Genomic DNA, 23908 nt, shown 5'->3' on the forward strand with positions numbered 1-23908 from the left:
TAGATGGTCAGGGGGGCTCGGTTACTGACCGCCACCTGCGCCGCACTGTTGGTCCTGAGCGCGTGCTCCGTACCGCCCGATGATCAGGCCGGCGATCCCGGTGGCAGGGATTCGGCCGAGACATCGGCATCACCGTTCCCGGATATCCAGAAGGTCGACGGCGTGGCCTTGGAAGCGCGTATTCCGATGGCGGTGGAATCGGCGCAAGCCCGAGGTGCCGATGTGAACTTCGCGTTGCTGGATCGAGAGACCGGTTCCTACTACAGCAGCGATGCCGACGAGCCGATCGAAACGGCGTCGGTCTCCAAGCTCTTCATTGCCGACGAGGTGATGTTCGAGGCGCAGTCGCAGAACCGCCCCGTCTCCGCCGACGAGCTGGCCACGATGACCAGCATGCTCGAGTTCTCCGACGACAATGCCGCATACACGCTCTGGTATCGATACGGTTCGTCCGAGATCGTCCGCGCAGTCGCGGCGCGATATGCCCTGAGGAACACCGACGCTCCCGGCGACGACCAGTGGTACAACACGGAAACGACTCCCAGTGACCTGGTCGGCTACTACGCCGGGCTGCTGAACGGCAGCGGCGGCCTGACCACCGCGTCGACCGACATCATCATCGGAATGCTGCGACGCTCGGCCCCCGTAGCTGCCGACGGCTACAAGCAACACTTCGGGATCGTCGACGGCTTACCTGGCGAGACCGTGCATGCAGTCAAGCAGGGCTGGATGTGCTGCGTGTCCGATCGGTGGGTCCATCTGTCGACGGGAACCATCGGCGCGGACAATCGCTACGTACTGGCCCTGTCGTCCCGTGAAGACATCTTCTACGCCGACGACATGGAAAGTTACCCGGACACGGCCGTCGTCGACGTGAGCGACGACGCCAGCGCACTGCACGCACGGGACACCCTGACCGGCTTCGTGTCGATGTTGTTCCCCGACGGCAGAATCAGCTGAAAACGTCAGTCCGTCAGTAGATCCGGGCGTCGGTCCGCTGTTCTGCGCAGAGATTGTTCTCGACGCCAGGCGGCGATCTTCGCGTGGTCGCCGGACAACAGAATCTCGGGGACGTCGAGTTCTCGCCATCGGGCCGGCCGGGTGTAACTCGGACCTTCCAGCAGCCCATCGGAGAACGAATCCTCTTGGTGCGACTGCTGATTGCCGAGTACGCCCGGCATCAATCTGACGACGGCCTCGGCCATGACCAGTACTGCCGCCTCGCCGCCGATGAGAACGTAGTCTCCGATGCTGACTTCCTCGACCCGAACGCGGCGTGCGGCGTCGTCGAACACGCGTTGATCGATGCCTTCGTAGCGACCGCACGCGAACACGAGATGCTGTTCGGTGGACCATCTTTCGGCCGTACGTTGTGTGAACGGCACCCCTGCGGGAGTGGGGACGACGAGGAGCGACTCCTCGGTCAGCACGTGGTCGAGTGCGTCACCCCAGACGGTCGGCTTCATGACCATTCCCGGCCCGCCGCCGTATGGGGAATCGTCGACGGCCTTGTGCACGTCGTGGGTCCAGGAGCGCAGGTCGTGAACGTCCACCGATACCAGCCCGCGATCGATCGCCTTACCGAGCAGAGCAGTACGCAGTGGGGTGAGGTATTCCGGGAAGATGGTGACGACGTCGAGGCGCACGAACTACTCCGGATCCAGCAAGCCCTCGGGCGGATCGATCTCGATTGTCTTGTCTGCCAACGACACAGAGGTCACGATGGCCGAGACGAAAGGTACGAGTATCTCGGAACGACCGGATTCCTCGTCAGCACTCGGCGTGATGGACAGCAGTTCGCCTGCTGCCGAGTGCAGGACCTCGCGGACGGTACCGACGACCGAACCGTCGGTGAGTACCACGGTGAGGCCTTCGAGTTCGTGATCGTAGAACTCGTCCGGATCGTCGGACGGCGGGAGATCGGTGGATTCGACGACGAAGAGAATCCCGCGCAGTTCGTCCGCTGCGGTCTTGTCGTCGATGCCGTTCAGACGCAGCAGAAGCCGCCCGGAGTGTTCCCGGACGGCGTCCACCGTGTGTGTCACGGGCTGTGCATTCGATCGTGGCTTGCGGCCACGCAGAACAGTGCCGACGGCGAATCTGTCGTCGGGGTCGTCGGTGCGAACCTCGACAACCACTTCACCTTTGATGCCGTGCGACTTGGCGACACGACCGATGACCAGCTCCATGATGGGTTACGTGACCTATTGGTCCGTGTCGACGACGTCGACTCGGATGCCGCGACCACCGATTCCGGAGACGAGAGTGCGCAGCGCCGTAGCGGTGCGACCACCGCGTCCGATGACCTTGCCCAGGTCGTCGGGGTGCACGTGAACTTCCACGGTGCGTCCACGACGGCCGGTGATCATCTCGACGCGAACGTCATCGGGATTGGCGACGATGCCGCGAACGAGATGTTCGACGGCATCGGCGACAACGGCACTCACTTCTCAGCAGCCTCGGCGGCCGGCGCGTCTGCCGTCTCGGTTGCTGCAGCGTCGGTGGTGTCCGCGGCAGCGGAATCGTCCGACTTCGGTGCCTTCTTCTTCTTGGCGGTGGTGGCCTCGCCCTGGGGCTCGGAATCCGCCTGCGCCAGCGCAGCGTTGAAGAGGTCGAGCTTGGACGGCTTGGGCTCGGCGACGCGGAGGGTGCCCTCGGTGCCGGGTAGGCCCTTGAACTTCTGCCAGTCGCCGGTGATCTTCAGCAGTGCCTCGACGGGCTCGGTCGGCTGCGCGCCGACGCCCAGCCAGTACTGCGCACGCTCGGAGTTGATCTCGATGACGCTGGGGTCCTGCTTGGGCTCGTACGTCCCGATGGTCTCGATTGCACGGCCGTTACGGCGGGTGCGGGCGTCGGAAATGACGACGCGGTAATGCGGGGTGCGGATCTTGCCGATACGCATGAGCTTGATCTTGACGGCCATGTTCTGGTGAAGCCTTTCGAGGAGTGGTCACTGCGCAATTCAGCGGTTCGCACGGCATGCGAACCCGGTTTTGCGTTGGAGTTGTCGTGACCGCCGCGCGGTACGTAACCGGAGACGGGCGAACAGCGGTCCATTCTGCCAGACGACCACCCGATACCCTCAATCGCCCGGTCAGGCCAGCAGAATCACCAAAGCCGGAAAGGTGTTGTTGACGGAGTGAGCCGTGGTCGACGCGACGATCGAGCCACTTCTCATTCTCGCGATGCCGATGGCGAGTCCTCCCCACAGCAGGACGACGAAGCGCCACCATTCTCGGTGCCAGATCGCGAACATCACCGCCGTGATCACCAGGACCACCCAGCGGTTGCCCAGCCACGCCATCGGCATGGGTCGAGTGCGCTTTTCGAGAGCTCCCCACAACATGCCGCGGAACATCGTTTCTTCGCAGATCGGTGCGCCGATCCAAATCCACACGGCGAAAACGACTTTCCACCCCACGGCGATGTCTGCCATACCGCCCAGCGGTGCCTGATCCTGAAAATCGATACGCGAGAGCAGCACGAGTGCGAGCAGCACTCCACCGACGAGGGCGACTCCGCCCCAGGCCAGACCCGATCGGATATGACCGACGAGTTCGTGAACGGATCTCGGTAGCCCGAAGTCGACGACGGGGCCGTTGCCCCTCGACATCGTCACCGCCACCGCCAGTCCTGCGGCGAGCAGGCTCGGGATCATGATCCCCACGACGAACAGCGGCGAGGACTCCGAGGACACGACCAGGCCGAGGAGCAGGAACCCGGCAAGATTGAGGCCGACCACGAGGGCGGCCGCCGGCAGTCCCCACCGTTGGCCGGGTCTGCGCTCCTCGGCCGCTGCTTCGGCACGCCAGTAGGTCTCGGACAGTCCCGAGCCCTGCTGTTGCACGTGATTCATCGGTGCCATTCCCGCCCAGCTGGGCCGGTTCACGTCGAATTCCCCCGCGCCTCCTGGTGTGCGGCCGAACTGGTCGGCATCGAATCGGTCCGGGCCTTGCCGCGGATCAACCATCGACGTATCCCGATCCACTCGCGGCGCGTCCACGACGATCGGTCACGCGGCCGCGCAGAATCACCAGCTCGGGGTTGGACAACACGTCCGCTCCCCCGCGCGGGTCGTCGGAGTACACGACGAGATCGGCGGGCGCACCGTGCTCGAGCCCGCCTCGCCCCAGCCACGACCGGGCGTCCCAGCAAGCAGCACCGAGCGCGTCGGTCGGTGACAATCCGACGCGTCCCAGAGCGTCCACCTCGTCGGCGATGCGGCCGTGCGCGATGGATCCGCCGGCGTCGGTTCCGGCGAAGATCGGGATACCTGCGTCGTGGGCACGGCCGACGGTATCGCCGACTCGCGCATGCAACGCGCGCATGTGCCGGGCGTAGACCGGGTAGCGGGTGGCCGAGTCCGCGATGCCGGGAAAGGTCTCGATGTTGATCAACGTCGGCACCAACGCTGTCCCGTGCTCGACCATCATCTCGATGGTCTCGTCGGTCAGGCCGGTGCCGTGTTCGATGCAGTCGATGCCTGCCGCGATCAGTCCGGGGAGCGCGTCTTCCCCGAAGACGTGCGCGGTGACGCGTGCCCCTTCCGCTTGGGCCGCGGCAATGGCGTCGACGAGGATCGCGTCGTTCCAAAGAGGCCGGAGGTCTCCCACCGAGCGGTCGATCCAGTCACCGACGAGCTTGACCCACCCGTCGCCGAATCGCGCCTGTTGCGCGACCGCGTCGGGAAGTTGTGATTCGTCCTCGATGTCGATCGCCAGGCCAGGGATGTATCGCTTCGGGGAGGCGATGTGCCGCCCCGCTCTGATGATGCGTGGGAGATCGTCGTGTTCGTCCAACGCCCGCGTGTCGACCGGAGATCCCGCGTCACGCAGCAGCAGAGCCCCGACGCCTCGTTCGGTCTCGGCCTGCGCGATCGACCCGGCCAGGTCGGTGTGTCCTCCGCCGTACTCGATGCCGACATGACAGTGCGCGTCGACGAGCCCGGGCAGGATCCACCCGCCGTCGTGGATGAAGTCGGCATCGGCGATGGGCTCCGTGGACAGGACGCCCCCGTCGATCCACAGGTCGATCGGGGACTCGTCCGGCAGCCCGCGTCCCCGCACCCGCAATGCCGACACCGCAGGCCCGCTTACTTCTTCGGCAGCTTCAGCTGCGAGAGATCGATTCCCTCGAGTCCCGGCGGCAATTGATCGAGGCCCTTGGGCATCGACGACAGGTCGGGCATTCCGGCAGGCATTCCACCAGGCATTCCGGGGAACCCGCCGCGGATCTTCGGCTGTGTGGGCCCGCGAGCACCCTTCTTGCCTTTCTTGCCCTTCTTGTTGTTGCGCACCTGCTTTCGCGCACCCGGCATGCCCATCCGACCGGCCATCGCCGACATCATCTTGCGTGCCTCGAAGAACCGATCGACCAATTGGTTGACGTCGGAGACCTTCACGCCCGAGCCGTTCGCGATCCGCAGCCGTCGAGAGGCATTGATGATCTTCGGATCGGTGCGCTCCTGCGGCGTCATGCCGCGAATGATCGCCTGCACCCGGTCGAGTTGCTTCTCGTCGACATTGGCCAGTTCTTTCATCTGGCCCGCGCCGGGCAACATTCCCAACAGATTTCCGATGGGCCCCATCTTGCGAACGGCCATCATCTGCTCGAGGAAGTCGTCGAGCGTGAGCTGGCCGGAGCCGATCTTGTTGGCGGTGGCCTCGGCCTGCTCGGCGTCGAAGTGCTGCTCGGCCTGCTCGATGAGGCTGAGCACGTCGCCCATGCCGAGGATGCGACTGGCCATGCGGTCGGGGTGGAAGACGTCGAAATCTTCGAGCTTCTCGCCGGTCGACGCGAACATGATGGGCTGCCCGGTCACCTCGCGCACGCTCAGTGCTGCGCCGCCGCGGGCATCGCCGTCGAGCTTGGTCAGCACGACGCCGGTGAAGCCGACTCCGTCGCGGAACGCCTCGGCGGTGCTGACGGCGTCCTGGCCGACCATGGCGTCGAGAACGAACAAGGTTTCGTCCGGCTCGACCGCGTCGCGAATCCCGGCAGCCTGGCTCATCAGCTCGGTGTCGATACCGAGACGGCCTGCGGTGTCGACGATGACCACGTCGTACTGCTTGCTGCGAGCCTCGGCCACTCCGGCGCGGGCCACCTCGACCGGGTCCGCGGCCGACACGCCGAGCGCGTTCTCGCCACCGCCGATGGACGTGCCCGGGTGCGGGGCGAACACTGCTGCGCCTGCCCGCTCGCCGACGATCTGGAGCTGACTGACGGCACCGGGACGTTGCAGGTCACAGGCGACGAGAAGCGGGGTGTGACCCTGACCCTTGAGCCACTTGGCGAGCTTGCCCGCCAAGGTCGTCTTACCGGAACCCTGCAGGCCGGCCAGCATGATGACGGTGGGCGGGTTCTTGGCGAACACCAGTCTGCGTGTTTCGCCGCCGAGGATGCCGACCAGTTCCTCGTTGACGATCTTGACGACCTGCTGAGCCGGGTTGAGTGCGCCCGATACTTCGGCACCCTTGGCGCGGACCTTGATGCGGTTGATGAACTCCCGCACGACGGGCAACGCCACGTCCGCCTCGAGCAGGGCCAGTCGGATCTCGCGGGCTGTGGCGTCGATATCCGCACCGGACAGTCGACCTTTGCCACGCAGGTCCTTGAGAGTCCCGGTCAACCTGTCGGAAAGGGATTCGAACACCGATTGCACTCCTGAGCTAGCCGATCACCGAAAACGAGCCGAGTCCGGCACTGTCACCAGACCGAGTCCGGCGTTGTCACCAGACTAACGCCAGCCCACCTTATCCTCGCTCAGGGCGTCGGGCAGTGAGTCCGTTCGGTGCGGTGCGACCGGTCAGGCCTTGCTTGCCGAATCGCTCCACGTCACAGCGACGCCGCGGGTGGAGAGCCACTGTGCGGGATCGACTTTGACGCCGGCGGGATCGTGCACCTCGAAATGCAGGTGCGGGCCGGTCGACTGACCGCGATTGCCCACAGTTGCGATCTGTTCTCCGGCTGTGACCCGCTGACCGGGCTGCACCGAGAAGTCGTTGACGTGTCCGTAGATGGTCTCGGTGCCGTCGTCGTGCAGAACCTTGACCCAGAGCCCGAAACCGGACGCCGGTCCCGCATCGGACACCGTGCCGTCGGCTGCAGCGTAGATGGGCGTGCCGATCGGGGCGGCGATGTCCAGCCCGCTGTGCTGAGTGCCCCACCGCGAACCGAAGTTCGACGTCAACACTCCGGCGACGGGCTGGACCGTCGCCTTCTTCAACGAACGCAAACTCTCGAGCGGCGACGCCGGCCCGGCACCCGTTCCACCGAGTCCGACGTCGTCGAGCCACTGCTGGGCCGCGGCGTCCACCTCGGGGCCGAGAGCGGCGAGCGGTCCCGGAGTCGGTGCCTGTGTCGAGGCGTCCGACGGGACTGCCGAAGGATCGGTCTGTGGGGCCGGAGCCAAGTCCGGTGCGGCCTGCGGCGGCGCACCGAAAGGCGGCGCGAATTGCGGCAACTCGAACTGTGGTGGCACGAACTGCGGTGGCACGAACTGGGGCAGCTCGAATCCGGCAGGCAGCAAACCCTCCGGGACGGCGAAGGGGAATCCGGCCGCGGGCGGTTCCGGGACGGGTGCCGCGCCTGCGGTGCCCGCGCCCATGGTGGTCGCGCCGACGACGATGGCGCCGGTTGCGGCGACGATGGTGGCCGCACGCCTGCCGGTGTCCTGAACTTCCTCCGCGGCGCGATGCTTGCCACCGGGCGTACCCGATGCCGTCTCGGCCGGTACGTAGATGTTCGACCGTCGGTGTGATCCCACAGTGCGCGCCTCTCGAAATGTCAGAATTGGAGCCTGCAGGAACGACGAGACGTTCGAGCAGCGGAGCCGGCAGTTCGGCCCGAAGGGCCTGCTGCGTCAGGTGACGAACATAACAAATCGGTCTCGGGGGTAAACCCATCGGCCGGAAGTTCGTGAAATGTCACCACGGCATGTCGGTTTCCGACGAACTTCCGACCAACGGTCAAGTGCCCTCGGGCTTTTCCGGGGGTTTGGGCGGTTCCGGCGATGGCACGACGGCGAGGAGCGCGCGTTCGAGATCCTCGCGCACAGCCCGACTGTCCGCGCCGGCCAAGTCGATGCAGAAGGAATCGACCACAGAACTACCCAGCGTCGATACCCGCGCCCAGCGAATATCGAATCCCTGCTGCTCGATTGCGCTCGCCAATCGACACAGCAGGCCGAGGCGGTCCTCGGCTCGCAGTTCGAGCACGACCTGACCCGGTTCGTTGTCGTCGAACCACAGCACCCGAGGCGGAGCCTGGGCGTACAGGACCGGCACAGCCGAATCCTCGCCGTCCTCGTCCGAGGTCTCGACGCGGGCGTCTCGTTCCTTCGCGTCGAGTACGGCGACCAGGTCGAGCTCGCCCGCCTGCGCACGGATGATCTCCTGCCGGATCAACCCCGCCTGCGGCGGGGCACCGAACAACGGTGCGACATCGAACGAGTTGATCGCCGAACCGTCGTGACTGCCGAGCGAGGCCGACAGCACCCGCAAGGAATGCAGTGCCAGCACTCCGGCCGCGTCGGACAGCAGTCCTGGAGTGTCGGGTGCAACCACGGTCACGACGAAGGTGTGCAGACCGTCGGTGGGCGTGATGTCGACGTGCACTCCCCCGCGCGAGGCCAACTCGATGTGCGCCGGGTCGAGCGGATCCGGCGACGGCAGAGTCTCTCCCGCCATCACCAGCCGACAACGACGAACGAGTTCACGGATCAGCGACGCCTTCCAGTCCCCCCACACGCCGGGTCCGGTCGCGAGAGAGTCCGCCTCGGCGAGCGCATGCAGAAGCTCCAGCAGAACGGTGTCCGCACCGAGCGCATCCACGACGGTCTGCACGGTTGCCGGGTCGTCCAGATCGCGCCGGGTGGCAGTCTCCGGCAGCAGGAGGTGATAGCGGACCATTGCCGTCAGCAGGGCCACGTCGGAGGGCCACAAGCCGAGCCGGTTACCGATCTGAACGGCGAGATCGGCACCGACGACGCTGTGGTCGCCGCCGCGTCCCTTTCCGATGTCGTGGACGAGCGCGCCGAGCACCAGCAGATCGGGACGAGCGACACGTGTGGTCAATGCACTTGCGTACGCGGCAGTTTCGACCAGGTGTCGATCCACCGTCCAGGTGTGCACCGCATCTCGAGGCGGCAGATCTCGAACCGCACCCCATTCCGGAATCAGCCTGCCCCACAATCCGGTTCGATCGAGCGCCTCGATGGCCGCGATGGCCTTGCGGCCGGATCCCAGCAGCACCAACAGATCGTTGAGTGCTTCCTTGGGCCACGGCTCACGGAGTTCGGGGGCGCTGTCGGACAGGCGGTTGAGCGTGGAGGCAGACATCGGCATGCCGGTCTGAGCCGACGCTGCCGCAACCCGCATGATCAGACCCGGATCCTTGTTCGGTCGTGCGTCGCGTGCCAGCACCACCTCACCCGCGTGCTCGACGACTCCCTCGTCCAGCGGACGGCGAACGGGTACGCGACGTAGACGCGAAAGACCGCGTCGTGGAAGCGAATTGCCGGCGGTACGCAAACCCACATCGACGGAGTAGCTGATGGTGCGTGCCGAATCGCTGAGCACACGAGCGAGATCGAACCGATCGCCGATGCGAAGCGCAGCACCGATCTCGTCGGCGTCCTGCGCACGCAGCTGATCTCGGGCACGACCGGCCACCCGGTGCAGTTCGGTACGCACGTCGAGAAGTCGCCCGTGCGCGAATGCCAAACCGCCGCCGGGTGATTCGGGTCCCAACCCGGGCATGCCATCGGTCAATTGAGCAATCGACAGGGCGTCGAGCAGTTGCACGTCGCGCAGACCGCCACGGCCGCTCTTGAGGTCGGGTTCGGCACGGTGTGCGATCTCGCCGCTTCGTGCCCAGCGCCCCTGAGTCTGGCCGATCAGCTCGTCGAAGCGACCGCGAATTCCGGTGCGCCACTGCCGACGTATGCCACCGATCAACAGGTTGCTCAGTTCCACGTCACCGGCGATGTGGCGTGCTTCGAGCATGCCGAGTGCTGCGGTCATGTCCGCCGCGGCAACCTGCAGGGCCTGCGGCACGGTACGCACACTGTGATCGAGCTTGATGTGGGCGTCCCACAACGGATACCAGAGCTTGTCGGCGACGTCGGCCACGATGCGGGGGTCGAGATCGTCGTGCAACAGAATCAAGTCCAGGTCGGAGTACGGCAGCAGTTCGCGACGCGCCAGACCTCCTACTGCGACTATCGCGAAACCGGAATCCGGCTTCACGCCCAGTTCTGCGCCCTTGGTGGTCAGCCAGAACTCGTGAAGATCGACGAGCGCCTGCCTGAGCGAGGGCGCATCGAGGCGGCGGTTGCGGGTGCCGCCGTCGAGCAGTTGCTTTCTGGCCCGAGCGAGATCCGCAGCTGCATCGCTCGTGCCCTTCGATGCGGAGCCCGTAGAGACCGAAGGCCCCGGTTCTGGCGCGCGTGCGCCAGAACCGGGGCCCCCGGACCGAGACCCTGTGGGGTCAGAGCGCATCGGCGCCACGTTCTCCGGTACGGACTCGGATGACCGAATCCACCGGGGAAACCCACACTTTGCCGTCACCGATCTTGCCGGTGCGGGCTGCTTCGACGATGACCTCGACGACCTTCTCCACTGCGGCGTCGTCGACGACTACCTCGACACGCACCTTCGGAACGAAATCGACCGAGTACTCCGCACCTCGGTAGACCTCGGTGTGGCCCTTCTGGCGGCCGTAGCCCTGAACCTCACTGACGGTCATTCCGAGCACGCCGGCCTGTTCCAGCCCCGTCTTGACGTCCTCCAGGGTGAACGGTTTGACGATTGCCGTGATCAGCTTCATTTTTGCTTCCCTTCACAAGACCTCGAGTGCCCGTTGTCGTACGGTGCAGCGTTCATCTCTATCTCTACCTTGTCAGGCGAAATCATATGCAGTCTCGGCGTGCTCGGCCTCGTCGATGCCGTTCGCCTCTTCCTCGTCCGTCACGCGCCAGCCCAGCGGCTTCAGAGCGAAGGCGATGACCGCGGTCACGATTGCGGTGAAGACCAATGCGAACAACGCGATGACGATCTGCACGACGAGCTGCTTGTAGTCACCACCGTAGAACAGGCCGGTCTCGGATCCGAGGAAGCCGATTCCGATGGTGCCCCACAGGCCTGCGACCAGGTGGACGCCGACGACGTCGAGCGAGTCGTCGTAACCGAACTTGAACTTCAGTCCGACGGCGAGAGCCGACAGCACGCCGGCGATGACGCCGAGGATCATGGCTCCGACCGGGGTGAGCGCACCGGCGGCCGGGGTGATGGCGACCAGACCTGCGACGATGCCCGATGCGGCACCGAGGCTGGTTGCGTGTCCGTCGCGGATGCGCTCGGTGATGAGCCAGCCTGCGATGGCCGCTGCGGTGGCCGCGGTGGTGTTGACCCAGGCCACGCCTGCGATGCCGTCGGCGGCGAATGCCGAACCGGCGTTGAATCCGAACCAGCCGAACCACAGCAGCGCTGCGCCGAGCATGACGAACGGGAGGTTGTGCGGACGGTAGGCGACCTTGCCGAATCCGGCTCGCTTGCCGATGATGATCGCCAGGATCAGGCCTGCGATACCGGCGTTGATGTGCACGACGGTTCCACCGGCGAAGTCGATCGGTGCGACGTTGGCGACGGTGTCACCGTCGTCGTTGACCATCGTTCCGAAAATCTTTGCGGCCAAGCCCTTCTCGGAGCCCGACAGCAGTCCGCCGCCCCAGACCATGTGTGCCAGCGGGAAGTACGCGAGGGTGACCCAGATTCCGGCGAAGGCGAGCCAGGTGCCGTACTTGACTCGACCGGCGATCGAGCCGCTGATCAGGGCGACCGTGATGATGGCGAACGTGACCTGGAACGCTACGTCGATGACGTTGGCGTAACCCCATGCGCCGGCGATGTAGTTGCCGTCCGCGTCGGTGATCGAATCCTTGAGTCCGAAGAACTCGAACGGGTTGGCGAAGACACCGCCGATGTCCTGGGTGCCGTAGGACATCGACCATCCCCACAGGAAGTAGATGATCGAGACGACGGCCATAGCTCCGAACGACATCATCATCATGTTCAACACGGACTTCGACTGCGACATACCGCCGTAGAAGAACGCCAAGCCCGGCGTCATCAGCAGTACCAGCGATGCTGCCATCAGCATCCACGCGGCGTTGCCGGAGTTGGCCAACATATCCTCGGGACTCACGTACACCCTCCATTCTCCTGCACACCGGTTGGCGCGCCGTTACGCAAGAAGAGTGGTTTCACGAAGTTTCATCCGTGACACTCGGGTGTTTCGGGCATGTGAACGCATGACCGAATTCTGTTGCTAAAAGGTTTCGTGCTGGCGTTTGTGCTTTTTACCCGGTTCGCGGGAGCCCGGCGAGGTCGATCAACCGAGCAGTGCGTCGACGAACGCCCCTGGCTCGAACGGAGCCAGATCGTCGGCACCTTCGCCGAGACCGACGAGCTTGACGGGTACCCCGAGTTCCCGCTGTACCTGAAAAACGATGCCGCCCTTCGCGGTTCCGTCGAGCTTGGTCAGCACGACACCGGTGATGTCCACGATCTCGGCGAAGACGCGCGCCTGAGTCAGTCCGTTCTGGCCGACCGTCGCATCCAGAACGAGCAGCACGTCGTCGACGTGGGCCCGCTTCTCGATGACGCGTTTGACCTTGCTCAGCTCGTCCATCAGACCGGACTTCGTATGCAGGCGACCTGCGGTGTCGACGAGCACCACGTCGACTCCGTTCTCGATTCCCTTGCTCACCGCGTCGAAGGCAACGGCGGCCGGGTCGGCGGCTTCCTTACCGCGCACCACTTCGGCACCGACTCGCTCGGCCCAGGTCTGCAGCTGATCCGCGGCAGCAGCGCGGAACGTGTCGGCCGCACCGAGGAGCACTCGCCGGCCGTCCGCGACCAGGACACGGGCGAGCTTGCCGGTGGTCGTGGTCTTGCCGGTGCCGTTGACTCCGACGACCAACAACACCGCAGGCGCGCCGTCGTGCGGAAGCGCGCGAATCGAACGATCGAACTCCGGATGCAGTTGCGCCACCAGAATTTCCCGCAGCAGGGCTCGCGCATCGGCTTCGGTACGAATACTGCGAGCTGCCATCTGCTCGCGCAGCGTGCGCATGATCTCCGTCGTCGTGGCCGAGCCGATGTCGGCGATCAGCAGCGTGTCCTCGACTTCTTCCCACGAGTCCTCGTCCAGGTCTCCGCCGCCGAGCAATCCGAGCAGGGACTTGCCCACCGCGGACTGGGAACGAGCCAGACGTCCACGAAGACGGTCCAACCGACCTTCGGTCGGATCGATGGTGTCCAGTCGAGGAGCAGGTGCCTCGGCGTCCGGGGCGGGTTCCGGCACCGCAGGCGCGGTGGGCTCGGCCGGCTCGGCGGGCTCGACAACCGGCACCTGAGGCTCGACGACCGGAACCTCGGGGTCGAGGACCTCCGGCTCGTCCCGAGTGTGGGTGGGTGGCACCGGCGTCGGCTCGACCGGGAAGGTCTCGACAGGCTTCGGGGCAGGCGGGACGGGCTTCGGGGCAGGCGGGACGGGCTCGGCGGTCGCAGTGCCCTGACTGAACGAGAAACCGCTGCCGGCGGTGTAGCCACCGGATCTGTCCTTGGTGGCCGCGTCCTCGATTCGGGCGGCCTCGTCCGACTTGAGGGACACTCTCCGGCGACGGGACAGAACGAACCCGGCGACGAGGACGACGAGCAGGACGGCAGCGATCGCCGCGACGATGATCCACGCTTGATTACTCACGTGACCATCCTCTCAGGTGGTCACGACCGAGCGCATCGGTGGTGCATCGCCGAAGTGGACTGTCCGCCGTCCGGGTCGTGTCGATAGCATCGTCGCCATGACGTGGACCGCGGTGCGCGACGCCGACCAACTGACCGCCATGTTCGGCGAACCCAGCTTTCGGGCGGCCAACAAGGATCGCCGGACCCTGCATCCACTCGACGTGCACTGGCTCGCGGCCTCGCCTTTCTGCCTGATGGGAACCTCGGACGCGAGCGGGCGGTGCGACGTCTCCCCCAAGGGTGATCCGCCCGGCAGCCTGGTCCACGTCGTCGACGAGGCCACGATCGCACTGGCCGAACGGCCCGGTAATCGTCGAATGGACGGCTACCGCAACATTCTCGAGAATCCGTTCGTCGGCCTGAACTTCTTCGTGCCGGGGCGCGGCGACACCCTGCGCATCAACGGTCGCGCGTCGCTGGTGACCGACGCACCGTTCTTCGACGAACTGCAGGTCAAGGGCCACCGACCCATCATGTGCCTCGTCGTCGACATCGAGCAGGTGTTCCACCACTGCGCCAAGGCATTCATGCGGTCCAAGTTGTGGCAGCCGGACACGTGGGATGCGGACTCCATTCCCGATGTCGCGTCCTTGACGAAAGCGTTGATTCCGCAGGCACCCGAAACGGTGGAAGAACTCCGCGAGTACTACGGGCCCTCCTACGCCGAGCAGCTCTACCCCGAGAAGTAGCGCAGCCTCACGTCGCGGAATCGGTGTCGCTGGGCACCGACACGTCCGGTTCGGCGGCCTCGACGGCAGGTTCGACTGCATCGACGGCGACGCGCTCGCGATTGAGCCGCTGCGAGATGACGGTGGTGATGCCGTCACCGCGCATACTGACGCCGTAGAGGGCGTCGGCCACTTCCATCGTCGGCTTCTGGTGCGTGATGACGATCAGTTGCGACTTCTCGCGGAGTTGCTCGAACAAACCGATGAGTCGCCGCAGGTTGGTGTCGTCGAGCGCTGCTTCGACCTCGTCCATCACGTAGAACGGCGACGGTCGAGCACGGAAGATCGCCACGAGCATCGCAACGGCCGTCAGCGACTTCTCGCCGCCGGACAGCAGCGACAGCCGCTTGACCTTCTTGCCGGGCGGCCGTGCTTCCACTTCGATTCCGGTGGTGAGCATGTCCGACGGGTCGGTCAGAATCAGCCGTCCCTCGCCCCCGGGGAACAGTTTGGCGAAGACACCGGTGAATTCACGCTCGACGTCCAGCCAGGCCTCGGTGAACACCTGCAGGATGCGGTCGTCCACGTCGGCGACGACCCCGAGCAGGTCCTTGCGCGCGGACTTGACGTCCTCGAGCTGGGTGGACAGAAAGTTGTATCGCTCTTCCAGTGCCGCGAACTCTTCCAGAGCCAGCGGGTTCACCTTGCCGAGCGTGGCCAGATCCCGTTCGGCGCGTTTGACACGCGCCTGCTGAGTGGCGCGGTCGAACGGCATCGGGGCGGGTGCCACCACCTGCTCACCGCGTTCCTTGGCTGCCTCGTACTCGGCCATTTCGAGTTCGGTCGGAGGCAGCGGGACGTCGGGGCCGTATTCCGCTACCAAGTCGTCGAGACCGATCCCGTGCTGTTCGAGAATGGTCGTCTCGAGTTGCTCGATGCGCAGAGCGGCCTGGGCACGCGCCACCTCGTCGCGGTGCACCGCGTCGGTGATCGAGGCCAACTGTCCCTGCAGTGCCCGAACCTGCTCCTTCACCGTGTCGAGTTCGGCTGTGCGCGTTGTCCGTTCGGCCGAGAGCTCGTCGCGCCGTCGTGCGGCAGCAGCGACGACCGCCCCGAGACGAGTCGCGAGCTCTTCACCCGACTCCGCCACTGCGGCAGCGACCGCGGCAGCATGACGCCGAGCCGCGCTCTCCCTCTCGGCCCTGGCTCTGGCCTCCCGCTCGGCTCGCGCCGCCCGGCGTAGCGAATCTGCCCGTCCCCGGACCGACTGCGCACGCTCCTCCGCGGTGCGCACGTTCAGCCGAGCTTCGACTTCCACGGCGCGAACCTCGGTGAGCGCGGCCGCCGCCATTTCACGCTCCATCGTGGTGGCCGCGTCGCCGCTCTCACCGTCTCCCACGAACCCGGATTGTTCGTCCTCGGCGGATCGCAGGCTGTCTTCGAGCTCGGCCAGCCGAGCGACCGCTTCCTCGCGACTCGTCTCTGCCGAATCACGCTGCGTCGTCAACCGTGCCGACTCGGCATGAGCAGACCGCGCCAATTGACCGAGCCTGCCCAGCTGCTCGTACACAGCTGCCATTGCGGCATCGGATTCATTGAGGGCAGCCAGAGCCTGCTCCGCCGATTCACGTCGGTCGCGCTGTTCCGCGAGTGCACCGGAAAGCGCTGCATCGAGTTCCTCGGCCCGGCGCACGGCCGCAGCCAGCTCGACGGTCGAGGTGTCGATGGCGGATTGCACTTCGAGCGTGCTGGGCCGTCGATCCGATCCTCCGGTCACCCACCCGGGTTCGACGACGTCGCCGTCCTTGGTCACCGCGCGCAGTCGGCCGTTGCCGGAGACGAGTCGGTGCGCGGTGTCGAGCGAGTCGACGGCAACCACGCCGTCGAGCAATGCTGTCATGGCACCGGCCAGGCGGTCCGGGTAGTCGATGAGATCGAGCACCCACCGCGCGCCATCAGGAAGTTCGGGGCGCGAGAGTGGTTGCACTGCAACGGAACTGCTGTGCACGATGGCAGCGCGACCACCGTCCGCGGCGCGGAGCGCCAGGACTGCATCGCGGGCAGCGGCGAAAGACTCTGCATGGGCAGCGTCGGCCGCCGGTCCCATCGCGACTGCGACCGCGATCTCGTATCCCGGCTCGACCGTCAGGTGCCCGGCCAGCAGTCCCGACAGTCCGTCCTGTTCGTTCTCCACCAACCAGCCGGCACCGTCTTTTCGTTCGAGGCCCATCGTCAGCGCCTCGATCCTCGCTTCGAAGGACGCCACCCGCTTACCCGCGATCCGTTCCTCGGCCTGCAGTTCCGAGACACGCGCATCGGCATGACGTAGCGCAGCCACTGCGCGCTCGTAGTGGGTGTCCAAGCTCAGTTCGCTGGCGTCGAGGGTACCGATCTGGTCCTGCACGCTCTCGAACTCGCGCTGGGCCGCCTCGCCCCGTTCACGGGCCTCGTCGATGGCCACCGACAGGCGTGCCACCTCGGCGTCGATCGATTCGACCTTGGTACGGAAAGTATCGACCCGCCCGGACAAGCGTGCAAAGCCCTCCCTGCGATCGGCCACCGCACGCACGGCCGCCAGGTGCGCCCGTTCCGCAGCCGCAGCCGCCGACTCTCGTTCGGCCAACTGTTCGCGGGCCGCCTCGAGGGTTTCCCGCGCCATCTCCACGGCTTCGACGAGTTCCATCTCTTCTTCGGCAACCCGCTCGGCCTGTGCCTCCAGCTCGTCTGGGTCCTGCCCTCGGCCTGCGCTCTGCACGGAGTCGAGGTGCCGGGCCCGCTCGTGCGCGATGCGAACAGTCGCGTTGACTCGTTCGGCCAGCGCGGAAAGTCGAAACCACGTCTGCCCGGCTGCTTCGGCGCTGGGCGTCAGGCGAGCGACGGCTTGCTCGTGTTCGGCGAGGGCTACGGTCCCCGCCTCGAGGGCGTCCTGCACCATCGCATACTGCTCGCGAGCCGCTTCCTCGTCCTGCGTCTGATTGGCGAATTCTTCTCGCCTGGCCACCAAATCGTCTGCTGCCAGCCGAAGGCGAGCGTCGCGCAGGTCTGCCTGCACCGTCTGCGCTCGACGTGCGACCTCGGCCTGCCGACCCAACGGCTTGAGCTGCCGACGCAGTTCGGTCGTCAGATCGTTCAGTCGCGCGAGATTGGCCTGCATCGCGTCGAGTTTGCGGACCGCCTTTTCCTTGCGTTTGCGGTGCTTGAGAACGCCGGCAGCTTCCTCGATGAATGCTCGCCGGTCCTCCGGGCGGGATTCGAGAATCGCCGCCAGCCGGCCCTGCCCGACGATCACGTGCATTTCGCGCCCGATACCGGAGTCGCTCAGCAGCTCCTGGACGTCCATCAAACGGCAGGAGCTTCCGTTGATCTCGTACTCGCCCGCACCATCGCGAAACATACGGCGGGTGATCGATACCTCGGAGTAGTCGATCGGCAGCGCTCCGTCGGAGTTGTCGATCGTCAGCGTCACCTCGGCCCTACCCAGCGGCGCTCGACCCGAGGTTCCCGCGAAAATGACGTCTTCCATCTTGCCGCCGCGCAGGGCTTTGGCACCCTGCTCGCCCATCACCCAGGTCAGAGCGTCCACGACATTCGATTTGCCGGAGCCGTTCGGTCCGACCACGCAGGTGATACCGGGCTCGAATCGAAGAGTCGTCGCCGAAGCGAAGGACTTGAAGCCCTTGAGCGTCAGACTCTTCAGATACATAGCGTCCGTACTTTACCGGCCAGGTGCCCACCCGCGCGCCCAGCCTCCGGTAGTGCAGATCAGCGCTCGACGAAACCGCTCAGATCACCGCGGGCCGACCCCCAACTCTCGACGACGAGCGTCACCGTGCCGGGGGTTCCACCGCCGCGTAGCAGTTCGAGAAGCGCGTCGAGACGATCGCGCGGTCCCTCGGCGATCACCAGCACCCGTCCGTCGGCGTGGTTGGTCGCATGACCGACGAGACCGAGTTCGAGAGCACGCGATCGAGTCCACCACCGAAACCCGACGCCCTGCACCAGGCCGTGCACCCACGCCGTCAGACGCTCGTCGTTCATGCCGGGCTCAACTCTCGGACGGATCCGTCGAAACTCGTTGCGTACAACGACGTCGGGTCGAATCCCACCCCGCCGAACGCGACCGCGGATGTCAGCGGCACACCTGTCGCCACGACACACGACGACCCCGACGTCGGGTCGATGCGAATAACTCGTCCCGCGAGATTCTGTGCGAGATAGATCATTCCGTCGCCACCCACGGTCAGGTCGTCCGACATGGTGAGTGGTCCGAATCCGTCGACGCGAACACGCGAGACCGAACCGGACGGATCCTGCTCGTCGAGGACGTACACGACGGGCTCGACATCGAACGTGTTGCCCACGTAGATCTTTCCGCGCGCAATCGCAATCCCGTTGGCAGACCCCAGATCCGTACGTACCGTCGACACGGTGCGATCGGTCGCGATCCGGCTCAGGCCTGCAGCGACACCCAGATTACGGGTGGTGAAGAGATCACCCGTCTCCGATCTCGCCAGTCCGTTGGGCATCGCCAGTCCCGACGCGTACGTCGAGCGACCGCCGGTATCGAGATCGAGCGCGTCGATCGTTCCGGTCGAGGAATCGAAAAGTCCTGCGGCCGCGCTGTTTCCGGTGGTGAAGTACAGGGTGTCTCCGTCCCGCACCAAGCCGCCGGGTGACTCGACGCCCGCCACCAGAGTGCCCCGGTCTCCGTTCGGCGCGACGCTACGTAGAGCACCCGGTCCGATCGGCGACGTCTCGGAAACGATCATCGAACCGCGGCCGTCGAACTCCAGATTCTCGAGCATCCCGAATCCCGACGCCACTGTGCTCACCGACCACGGAGTGCACGCACTCGACGCCTGTGCGGCCGGGGCCGCGGCGATCGACGCGCCGCAGAACAACGCCGCGGTGAAGATCGCCCGAGACTTCATCAGGCGTCCACGTCGATGTCCAGGTTGATCGTCGTTCCAGCCTTCAAGGTCCGCCCGACCGTGCACACCTTGTCGATGGCACGCTCGACGACGGTCAGCAGGCGTTGCTGCGCCTCGGGGTCCATCGCGCTGAGGTCGACTCGAAGGATCTCGTTCAACTCGGGGTAGAGCTCGTTCTCGCGGTCGGCGGCCCCCGACACCTCGACGGTGGCGGAGTAGTCGTCACCGAGTCGACGAGAGAGCGGGACGTCGGAGCTCATGCCCGTGCACGCCGCGAGGGCGATCTTGAGCAGCTCCCCCGGAGTGAAAACACCCTCGACCGATTCGGACCCGATGAGCACCTCAGCTCCCCGCGAACTGCGACCGGTGTATCGACGTGTGCCTGTGCGCTCGACCCAGAGATTGGTCGGCGTGCTCTGTTCTGCCATGACCGAAATACTAGGCGGGCGGTTCAGGAGTGGAGCCTGCGGAATGACCTTGTGCAGTCAGGTCCGGAGGTGTCGCGGCCGCGGCTGGCAGGTGGGGCAGCTGAACGAGGAGCGGTTCATGAATTTTTCGCGCCGGATCGGTGCGCCGCACCTCGAACAGGGCAGTCCTTCCTGCCCGTAGGCATCGAGCGACCTGTCGAAGTAGCCGGACTGCCCGTTGACGTTGACGTACAGCGCATCGAAGGAGGTTCCGCCTTGAGCGAGGGCCTCCCCCATCACCGCGTGGACCCCGGTCAGCAGACGCCGAAGCGCGGGACGCGTCAGTGTTTCTGCGATTCGATTGCCGTGAATCTTCGCGCGCCACAACGCTTCGTCTGCGTATATGTTGCCGACACCGGACAGCACGGTCTGGTCGAGCAGTGCCCGCTTGATCTCGGTGTGCTTGCCGCGCAACACGTTCACCACCGATTCGGCATCGAACAGTGGGTCGATAGGATCGCGGGCGATGTGCGCGACCGGTTCGGGTACCTGGGTTCCGTTCACCGTCACGATCGGAGCGAGTGCCCAACCACCGAAGGTCCGTTGGTCGACGAAGCGGAGGTCGCTACCGTCGTCCAGGCGAGCTCGAATTCTCAGGTGCTTCTCGTCCGGGGCAGTGGGAGGCTGCACGAGCATCTGCCCGCTCATACCCAGGTGGACGACGGTCGCGAAATCGCCGGGTTCCATCACCAGCCACAGATACTTGCCACGCCGCTGGGCCGAAGCGATGCGCTGGTCCCGCAATTGGCCGATCAGATCGATGCCGCCGAGGTCGTGTCGCCGCACGGCGCGAGGATGTAGCACCTCCACCGAGCGCACCGTCTTGCCGACCACGTGGGATTCCAGGCCGAGCCGGACCACCTCGACCTCAGGCAGTTCGGGCATCAGGAAGAGTCGGATGCGGAGTCGGCAACGACAGGAGTCTCGTTGTCCGACAACGAGTTCCACGCCGTGCTGGCAGCCTTTTGCTCGGCTTCCTTCTTCGACCGGCCCACCCCGACGCCGCGCGGGAATCCGCCGACGAGCACAGTGGCCGTGAATTCCTTGTCGTGGTCGGGTCCGGTGGACGAGATCTCGTACGCGGGGACACCCAGTGCACGTTCCGCAGTCAACTCCTGCAGGCTGGTCTTCCAATCCAGACCCGCACCGAGCTTGGGAGCCCGATCGAGCAAGCCGGCGAACAGTGTCAGAACCACGGTGCGGGCAACATCGATTCCGTGTTGCAGGTGGATGGCACCCAGCAAGGACTCCATACCGTCGGCCAAGATGCTGGGCTTGTCGCGCCCGCCGGTCTGCTCTTCGCCCTTACCCAGCAACAGATGACGACCGAGGCCGCCGTCACCGAGATCACGAGCCACCTCGGCGAGCGCATGCATGTTGACCACACTGGCTCTGATCTTGGCCAGCTGTCCTTCGGACTTGGTGGGGTGCACCGCGTACAGGTGCTCGGTGACCGCTAAGCCGAGCACGGAGTCGCCCAAGAACTCGAGCCGTTCGTTGGTCGGCAGACCACCGTGCTCGTAGGCGAACGACCGGTGCGTCAGAGCCAGCGTCAACAAGGGTTCGGACAGAGAAACACCGATAGCGGCGAGGAGCGACTCTCGGTCGTCCCCGCCGCTGACGGCAGTGGAGCTATTGTTCTGTGGCCCGCCGTTGTGTCGGTCCACTACTTCGTTTGTCACCTGAGCGGGAATCAGACCGCTGCGACGACCTGGCGGCCCTTGTAGGTACCGCACGAAGGGCACGCGATGTGGGGCAGCGTCTTCTCGCCGCAACCACGGTTGGGGCACGTCACGAGGGTGGGCGCAGTGGTTTTCCACTGTGCACGACGCGACCTCGTGTTGGAACGCGACATTTTGCGCTTCGGGACAGCCACTTACTTCTCCTCGGCTTCGTTGTTCACAAGTTCTGTGCTCGGTTCTGGATCCACGCCAAATTTGGCTGCAAGTCCAGCCCAGCGAGGATCAATTGTATCGTGACTGTGGCCGGATTCAGCAATCGCCAGGCGAACGCCGCATTCTGGGCACAATCCCTCGCACTCGTCACTGCAGACGGGGTGGAGTGGAAGCTCCAGACCGACCGCGTCGACGATGACGGGTTCGAGATCTATCAGGTCGTCGACGATACGGTGAATCTCGTCCGCATCCGTGGTCTCCTCGGTGATGCTGTTCGGGTAAGCGAACAGCTCGGTGAGGTAGACGTCGACATTGCCAGTGACCGGGTCGAGGCAGCGCGTGCACTCACCGGCCGTGGCAGCTCGCACGGAACCGGTGACGAGAACGCCCTCGGATACCGCCTGCAACTGCAGATCGAGCGAAACCGGTACACCGGCTTCGATGGCGATGGCATCGAGGCCGATTCGGGAAGGAGCCGGAACCGTCCGCTCGATGGTTTTCGTCGACCCGGGTCGACGACCGAGGTTGAGAATGTCCAGAACGAATCCTGCGTCCAGTTCGGGACGCGTCGTTCTCTTGGGCGGGGGCACGGCTGATCTTCCTTACTGTCGGTGTGCCTACTGTCGGTAAGCAACCACACAACGATACGCATCTGCGCATACGTGAGCAAATCGTGACGGGTCAGTGCCGACTACGACGTCCCTGGTCTGCACTTCCGTAGGAGGTGTCACCGTACGGTTCGTTGCCGTAGTCCGGGACGCCCGAGCCGGTGCGCAGCTGCTGCCGACCGCGACCCACCGACCGAATGGTGCCGCTGAGGAACTCCTCGAACTCTGCAAGCTTGGTGTCGACGTAGACGTCGCACTCGCTGCGCATCCGATCGGATTCGGCGTGTGCGCTGTCGATCACCCGAGCCGACTCGGCGTGGGCCGCCTGCACGACCTCCGTCTCCGAGACGAGCCGGTTCTGTTCGGCGGTGCCGTCTGCGACCGACCGCTCGTACGACGCCGTACCGGACTCGATCATCCGATCGGCCTCGGTGCGAGCGCGAACGGTCAGCGCCTCGTACTCACGCTGGCCTTCGAGAACCGTTCGCTCGGCCTCGGCTTCGGCATCGGCCACGAGCTGATCGGCATGCGCCGACGCTTCGGACACCATGCGATCGGCCTGGGCTTTGGCGTCGGCGAGAATGCGGTCCGCCGAGTCGCGTGCGTTCTCCACCGTGTCCTGAGCTTCGGCGTTCGCACTGGTGACGGTCTTCTCCGCCGTCGCACGCGCGTCACCCACCAGCTTGTCGCGATGATCCAACACGTCCTGCGCATCGTCGAGCTCGCCGGGGATGGCGTCACGGACGTCGTCGAGCAGTTCCAGGACATCGCCGCGAGGGACGACGCACCCGGCAGTCATCGGAACGCCGCGCGCCTCCTCGACAATGGCGACGAGCTCGTCGAGCGCCTCGAATACGCGGTACACCGGTTACCCCAATCGTCGAATCTGCCACCGCGAACGCATCTGCTCCGCAGACGACACCCACAGTTCTTCGCTGCTCAGTCTGCCCGCCGATACGCCGGTCTGCGCTATACCCACCCGGTGTGTCGCCCTTTCGAACTACTGGGCCATCGAACTATTGGGTTGCACGCTCGGCGATACGCGACATCAACCGGTCCTGCACGAACGGCGGCAACATACCGGTGACGTCTCCCCCGAACGTGGCCACCTCCTTGACCAACGAGCTCGACAGAAAACTGTGCGCCGGATTCGCAGGGAGGAACACCGTGTCCACTCCGGTCAGCGTCCGGTTCATCTGCGCCATCTGCAACTCGTAATCGAAGTCGACAGCACTCCGAAGACCCTTCACGATCGCCGAAAAGCCCTCTTGCCGTGCGTAATCGACCAGCAGGCCATACCACGAACCGACCCGAACATTGGGCAGATGCTCGGTCGCGACCTCGAGCATCTCGATCCGCTCCTCGACGCTGAACATGCCCTTCTTGCTCTTGTTCACCATCACCGTCACCACCACCTCGTCGAAGGCGGCCGCCGCGCGCTCGAAGATATCCAGGTGACCGATGGTCACCGGGTCGAAGGATCCAGGACACAGTGCGCCAGTCATGCTCGCGAACCTATCAGCTCAGCCAG

Annotated in this window: 24 protein-coding genes; 2 read left to right on the forward strand and 22 right to left on the reverse strand. The window is 65.3% G+C overall.

Annotated features, from left to right (window positions below):
• The first annotated feature begins 3 nt into the window (after positions 1 to 3).
• Positions 4 to 960, forward strand: a complete 957-nt coding sequence (locus tag RFA01S_RS14175) for a serine hydrolase family protein (protein ID WP_052057248.1) — start codon at positions 4 to 6, stop codon at positions 958 to 960.
• A 5-nt stretch (positions 961 to 965) separates the two neighbouring features.
• Here the strand turns inward: RFA01S_RS14175 and trmD are convergent, their stop codons facing one another.
• The 12 genes from trmD to ftsY form a co-directional block, all read right to left on the reverse strand.
• On the reverse strand, positions 966 to 1646 hold the full coding sequence (gene trmD, locus RFA01S_RS14180; RefSeq protein ID WP_032366400.1) for a tRNA (guanosine(37)-N1)-methyltransferase TrmD: 681 nt from the start codon (positions 1644 to 1646) through the stop codon (positions 966 to 968).
• A 3-nt stretch (positions 1647 to 1649) separates the two neighbouring features.
• A complete protein-coding gene (gene rimM / locus RFA01S_RS14185) occupies positions 1650 to 2189 on the reverse strand; it encodes a ribosome maturation factor RimM (protein WP_027496688.1) in 540 nt (179 codons plus the stop codon).
• Between the two features lie 15 nt (positions 2190 to 2204).
• Positions 2205 to 2447 carry an RNA-binding protein gene (locus tag RFA01S_RS14190; protein ID WP_027496687.1) on the reverse strand — a complete coding sequence of 81 codons (243 nt, stop codon included), beginning with the start codon at positions 2445 to 2447 and terminating at the stop codon, positions 2205 to 2207.
• Positions 2444 to 2923 carry a 30S ribosomal protein S16 gene (gene rpsP, locus RFA01S_RS14195; RefSeq protein WP_027496686.1) on the reverse strand — a complete coding sequence of 160 codons (480 nt, stop codon included), beginning with the start codon at positions 2921 to 2923 and terminating at the stop codon, positions 2444 to 2446. Before rpsP ends, RFA01S_RS14190 begins: the two co-directional genes overlap by 4 nt.
• 171 nt (positions 2924 to 3094) lie before the next feature.
• Entirely contained in the window at positions 3095 to 3970 is an 876-nt protein-coding gene (locus RFA01S_RS14200; RefSeq protein ID WP_081371336.1) for a CPBP family intramembrane glutamic endopeptidase, read from the reverse strand.
• The gene (locus tag RFA01S_RS14205; protein ID WP_032407050.1) at positions 3963 to 5081 is read right to left on the reverse strand and encodes an amidohydrolase family protein; all 1119 of its coding nucleotides are present in this window, start codon (positions 5079 to 5081) and stop codon (positions 3963 to 3965) included. The genes RFA01S_RS14200 and RFA01S_RS14205 overlap by 8 nt, the downstream gene beginning before the upstream one ends.
• Positions 5082 to 5092: 11 nt before the next feature.
• Complete coding sequence (gene ffh / locus RFA01S_RS14210) at positions 5093 to 6652, reverse strand: signal recognition particle protein (protein ID WP_032366589.1); 1560 nt, start codon at positions 6650 to 6652, stop codon at positions 5093 to 5095.
• A 153-nt stretch (positions 6653 to 6805) separates the two neighbouring features.
• Positions 6806 to 7741, reverse strand: coding sequence for a M23 family metallopeptidase (locus RFA01S_RS14215; protein WP_441344193.1), 936 nt, complete (start codon positions 7739 to 7741; stop codon positions 6806 to 6808).
• Positions 7742 to 7967: 226 nt separating this feature from the next.
• Positions 7968 to 10499, reverse strand: coding sequence for a [protein-PII] uridylyltransferase (locus tag RFA01S_RS14220; RefSeq protein ID WP_027496681.1), 2532 nt, complete (start codon positions 10497 to 10499; stop codon positions 7968 to 7970).
• Positions 10489 to 10827, reverse strand: a complete 339-nt coding sequence (locus tag RFA01S_RS14225; RefSeq protein ID WP_019664269.1) for a P-II family nitrogen regulator — start codon at positions 10825 to 10827, stop codon at positions 10489 to 10491. Before RFA01S_RS14225 ends, RFA01S_RS14220 begins: the two co-directional genes overlap by 11 nt.
• A gap of 72 nt (positions 10828 to 10899) precedes the next feature.
• On the reverse strand, positions 10900 to 12204 hold the full coding sequence (locus RFA01S_RS14230; RefSeq protein WP_370878683.1) for an ammonium transporter: 1305 nt from the start codon (positions 12202 to 12204) through the stop codon (positions 10900 to 10902).
• Between the two features lie 186 nt (positions 12205 to 12390).
• Entirely contained in the window at positions 12391 to 13767 is a 1377-nt protein-coding gene (gene ftsY / locus RFA01S_RS14235; RefSeq protein ID WP_032400565.1) for a signal recognition particle-docking protein FtsY, read from the reverse strand.
• Between the two features lie 97 nt (positions 13768 to 13864).
• On the opposite strand from ftsY, the gene RFA01S_RS14240 reads away from it, so the two are divergent.
• Positions 13865 to 14497 (forward strand): MSMEG_1061 family FMN-dependent PPOX-type flavoprotein, encoded by a 633-nt coding sequence (locus RFA01S_RS14240; protein WP_032383417.1) that lies wholly within the window; start codon positions 13865 to 13867, stop codon positions 14495 to 14497.
• 7 nt (positions 14498 to 14504) lie between these two features.
• Here the strand turns inward: RFA01S_RS14240 and smc are convergent, their stop codons facing one another.
• The 10 genes from smc to coaD all read right to left on the reverse strand — a co-directional run bounded on the left by smc (position 14505) and on the right by coaD (position 23882).
• A complete protein-coding gene (gene smc, locus RFA01S_RS14245) occupies positions 14505 to 18179 on the reverse strand; it encodes a chromosome segregation protein SMC (protein WP_032407049.1) in 3675 nt (1224 codons plus the stop codon).
• Between the two features lie 59 nt (positions 18180 to 18238).
• Positions 18239 to 18514: an acylphosphatase gene (locus RFA01S_RS14250; RefSeq protein ID WP_027496676.1), complete on the reverse strand. Its 276-nt coding sequence runs from the start codon at positions 18512 to 18514 to the stop codon at positions 18239 to 18241.
• Positions 18511 to 19407 carry an SMP-30/gluconolactonase/LRE family protein gene (locus RFA01S_RS14255; protein WP_052060641.1) on the reverse strand — a complete coding sequence of 299 codons (897 nt, stop codon included), beginning with the start codon at positions 19405 to 19407 and terminating at the stop codon, positions 18511 to 18513. Before RFA01S_RS14255 ends, RFA01S_RS14250 begins: the two co-directional genes overlap by 4 nt.
• Entirely contained in the window at positions 19407 to 19835 is a 429-nt protein-coding gene (locus RFA01S_RS14260) for an OsmC family protein (protein ID WP_027496674.1), read from the reverse strand. Before RFA01S_RS14260 ends, RFA01S_RS14255 begins: the two co-directional genes overlap by 1 nt.
• Before the next feature lie 57 nt (positions 19836 to 19892).
• Entirely contained in the window at positions 19893 to 20759 is an 867-nt protein-coding gene (gene mutM / locus RFA01S_RS14265; RefSeq protein WP_032407048.1) for a bifunctional DNA-formamidopyrimidine glycosylase/DNA-(apurinic or apyrimidinic site) lyase, read from the reverse strand.
• Positions 20759 to 21541 carry a ribonuclease III gene (rnc, locus tag RFA01S_RS14270; protein WP_027496672.1) on the reverse strand — a complete coding sequence of 261 codons (783 nt, stop codon included), beginning with the start codon at positions 21539 to 21541 and terminating at the stop codon, positions 20759 to 20761. The genes mutM and rnc overlap by 1 nt, the downstream gene beginning before the upstream one ends.
• A 26-nt stretch (positions 21542 to 21567) precedes the next feature.
• On the reverse strand, positions 21568 to 21750 hold the full coding sequence (rpmF, locus tag RFA01S_RS14275) for a 50S ribosomal protein L32 (RefSeq protein WP_032397784.1): 183 nt from the start codon (positions 21748 to 21750) through the stop codon (positions 21568 to 21570).
• Positions 21751 to 22359: a YceD family protein gene (locus RFA01S_RS14280; RefSeq protein ID WP_027496671.1), complete on the reverse strand. Its 609-nt coding sequence runs from the start codon at positions 22357 to 22359 to the stop codon at positions 21751 to 21753.
• A 91-nt stretch (positions 22360 to 22450) separates the two neighbouring features.
• Positions 22451 to 23242: a DivIVA domain-containing protein gene (locus tag RFA01S_RS14285; protein WP_045841865.1), complete on the reverse strand. Its 792-nt coding sequence runs from the start codon at positions 23240 to 23242 to the stop codon at positions 22451 to 22453.
• Positions 23243 to 23393: 151 nt separating this feature from the next.
• A complete protein-coding gene (gene coaD / locus RFA01S_RS14290) occupies positions 23394 to 23882 on the reverse strand; it encodes a pantetheine-phosphate adenylyltransferase (protein WP_032370780.1) in 489 nt (162 codons plus the stop codon).
• Between the last annotated feature and the right edge of the window lie 26 nt (positions 23883 to 23908).

It is taken from the genome of Rhodococcoides fascians NBRC 12155 = LMG 3623 (genome assembly GCF_001894785.1).
Lineage (GTDB): Bacteria > Actinomycetota > Actinomycetes > Mycobacteriales > Mycobacteriaceae > Rhodococcoides > Rhodococcoides fascians.

Coding starts and splice junctions, on each gene's coding strand:
- RFA01S_RS14175 (WP_052057248.1), top strand. CDS start 4: ATGGTCAGGGGGGCTCGGTTACTGACCGCCACCTGCGCCGCACTGTTG.
- rimM (WP_027496688.1), bottom strand. CDS start 2,189: ATGGAGCTGGTCATCGGTCGTGTCGCCAAGTCGCACGGCATCAAAGGT.
- rpsP (WP_027496686.1), bottom strand. CDS start 2,923: ATGGCCGTCAAGATCAAGCTCATGCGTATCGGCAAGATCCGCACCCCG.
- RFA01S_RS14200 (WP_081371336.1), bottom strand. CDS start 3,970: ATGGTTGATCCGCGGCAAGGCCCGGACCGATTCGATGCCGACCAGTTC.
- RFA01S_RS14220 (WP_027496681.1), bottom strand. CDS start 10,499: ATGCGCTCTGACCCCACAGGGTCTCGGTCCGGGGGCCCCGGTTCTGGC.
- RFA01S_RS14225 (WP_019664269.1), bottom strand. CDS start 10,827: ATGAAGCTGATCACGGCAATCGTCAAACCGTTCACCCTGGAGGACGTC.
- RFA01S_RS14240 (WP_032383417.1), top strand. CDS start 13,865: ATGACGTGGACCGCGGTGCGCGACGCCGACCAACTGACCGCCATGTTC.
- smc (WP_032407049.1), bottom strand. CDS start 18,179: ATGTATCTGAAGAGTCTGACGCTCAAGGGCTTCAAGTCCTTCGCTTCG.
- RFA01S_RS14250 (WP_027496676.1), bottom strand. CDS start 18,514: ATGAACGACGAGCGTCTGACGGCGTGGGTGCACGGCCTGGTGCAGGGC.
- RFA01S_RS14255 (WP_052060641.1), bottom strand. CDS start 19,407: ATGAAGTCTCGGGCGATCTTCACCGCGGCGTTGTTCTGCGGCGCGTCG.
- RFA01S_RS14260 (WP_027496674.1), bottom strand. CDS start 19,835: ATGGCAGAACAGAGCACGCCGACCAATCTCTGGGTCGAGCGCACAGGC.
- mutM (WP_032407048.1), bottom strand. CDS start 20,759: ATGCCCGAACTGCCTGAGGTCGAGGTGGTCCGGCTCGGCCTGGAATCC.
- coaD (WP_032370780.1), bottom strand. CDS start 23,882: ATGACTGGCGCACTGTGTCCTGGATCCTTCGACCCGGTGACCATCGGT.